Annotated in this window: 3 protein-coding genes; 1 reads left to right on the forward strand and 2 read right to left on the reverse strand. The window is 58.9% G+C overall.

Annotated features, from left to right (window positions below; all coding sequences use genetic code 11):
- Positions 1-22 precede the first annotated feature (22 nt).
- Together RI841_RS16540 and RI841_RS16085 are read right to left on the reverse strand one after the other, a co-directional pair.
- Positions 23-115 (reverse strand): hypothetical protein, encoded by a 93-nt coding sequence (locus tag RI841_RS16540; RefSeq protein WP_405000958.1) that lies wholly within the window; start codon positions 113-115, stop codon positions 23-25.
- 196 nt (positions 116-311) lie between these two features.
- The gene (locus RI841_RS16085; protein ID WP_310706639.1) at positions 312-524 is read right to left on the reverse strand and encodes a hypothetical protein; all 213 of its coding nucleotides are present in this window, start codon (positions 522-524) and stop codon (positions 312-314) included.
- Between the two features lie 169 nt (positions 525-693).
- On the opposite strand from RI841_RS16085, the gene RI841_RS16090 reads away from it, so the two are divergent.
- On the forward strand, positions 694-2,252 hold a 1,559-nt coding region (locus tag RI841_RS16090), incomplete at its 3' end, for a CRISPR-associated endonuclease Cas3'' (RefSeq protein ID WP_310706640.1).

Here is a 2,252-nt window from a genome sequence, read left to right on the forward strand (position 1 = left end):
TCCGGCACACCGCGGAAGCGGCTCAGCATAAGTTCCGGTAGTCGCGATGTTTCTCGCAGAAGGCACGCATGTGCCAGCGCCCGGCGGCGAACACCAGGGTATGTGGTACCAGGATGCGGTCTTCGCCCGCGGGGCTGGTGAAGGATGCGTAGACACCTCCAGGCGCAGCTCATCACGTGCGGCCTTGACGATCTCGCGTACGATCCTCGGCGAGACCTTGCGGCTTGGCAGCGGCAGCGATTCGCCTGTCGGAACCCATCAGGTGCCGGCATTCCTCAACCCTGCCCCGGACAAATCATGGTGCAAAGGGCTCAGTCGGCAAACTCCTTGCGCGATTCATCGTAGACGAGGTTGCCCGGTGCTACGGTGCGGTATTGGCGTAGCACCTTCTGCGCGTGCTGTCGCCCGATGCCGAAGGCCTCACCGAGTTGCGAGACCACCACGCACCCCTCCCACAGCACCAGAATCTCGATCAGCTGATAGCGGGCGAGGGTGTCCCAGCCAAATGCCGGAGTATCGAGCATGGGGAGACTCCTTGCATCCATCCATCCATGGGGAAGACCCAGCATGACTCAAGTCAGAGTCGGGTTAAAGAATACGCTGGTCGTATGGCCAGTGGGTAGCGATTACGTGTAAGGGGTGTTTAGCTGTCATAAGAAGATAGTTCACTCCACCAGGGATACAGGCTCTGGAATGTTCTACGCACACTCCACATCGGCGACGGATAAAACTGACTGGCAAACGCTTGAAAGCCACCTGAGGACGGTTGGCCAACTTGCAGCGGAGCGGGCAGAACGCTTCGGTGCCTCTCATTGGGGGGAGGCCGCTGGCTTACTCCATGACATCGGCAAGTACACTGTACCTTTTCAGCGCCGCCTGGAAGGTTCGCCAGAACGTGTCGACCATTCAACAGCTGGCGCCCATATCGCGATTGATAATTATCCACAGGTGGGCTATCTGCTGGCCTACCTGATCGCCGGTCACCATGCAGGGCTGGCCAATGGTCGGGATATAGGTGAGCGCACGCCACTGAAGAACCGCTTGGAAGCTGACTTGCCCCCGCTCGATTCGGCGTGGCAGCAAGAGATAGCGCTTCCCCGCAATTTGTTGCCTCCGGCACATTTTCAGCAGCGCCGCGACAGGGCCTTCTTTCAGTATGCCTTTCTGGCGAGGATGCTGTTTTCCTGCCTGGTCGATGCCGACTTTATCGATACTGAGGCTTTCTATGTAGTGCATGAAAAAGGCGTGCCCCACGCGCGTGGTGGCGGTCCTCCGCTCGACGTATTGCGTGATGCCCTTGATAAGTGCTTGGCCACCTTCAAAGCAGACAGCGACGTCAATCGCCTGCGTGGTGAGATTCTCACCCATGTTCGCGCTCAAGCCGAGTTGCCGCCTGGCAGGTTTTCACTGACGGTACCGACCGGTGGGGGCAAGACGTTGGCCTCGTTAGCTTTCGCTCTCGATCATGCCATTGCTCACGGCATGGATCGGGTGATCTACGTGATTCCTTTCACCAGTATTGTCGAGCAGAACGCTGCGGTGTTTCGTGATGCCTTGGGGGAGTATGGCGAGGCGTCAGTGCTGGAGCACCACAGCGCTTTCGATGCTGGTAATCAGCGCGATCGCCATAGCGTCGACAAGCTGCGCCGTGACAGCGAGAATTGGGATGCGCCGATCATCGTCACCACGGCAGTGCAGTTCTTCGAAAGCCTGTTTGCCGCTAAGACTTCGCGCTGCCGCAAGCTGCACAACATCGCAGGCAGCGTGGTGATTCTCGACGAGGTGCAGACCATGCCCTTGCCCCTGCTGCGGCCCAGTGTGGCGGCACTGGACGAGCTGGCGCTGAACTATCACACCAGCGTCGTTCTGTGCACGGCGACTCAGCCGGCGCTGGCAGAAACCGACGACCCCGAGCACAGCTTTCAAGGTGGGTTTCGGGACATGCGTGAGCTTGCGAAATGCCCTAACAAGCTTTACCGCGACCTCAAGCGCGTTTCCGTGCGCCATATTGGTACGCTCGACGATGGGGAGCTGCGTGACGAACTGCTCGCGACTGATCAGGTGCTGTGCATCGTCAATAACCGCCGTCATGCTCGGGCGCTGTTCGAGTCGATAGCAGATCAGCCTGGCGTCTATCACCTCACCACCTCAATGTACGCCGTACATCGGCGCCGAGTACTGGTCGAGATACGACAGGCCCTGGAATCCAGTCAGTCTTGCCGAGTCATTTCGACATCTCTAATTGAAGCCGG

Source organism: Halomonas sp. (assembly GCF_031581305.1).
GTDB lineage: Bacteria > Pseudomonadota > Gammaproteobacteria > Pseudomonadales > Halomonadaceae > Halomonas.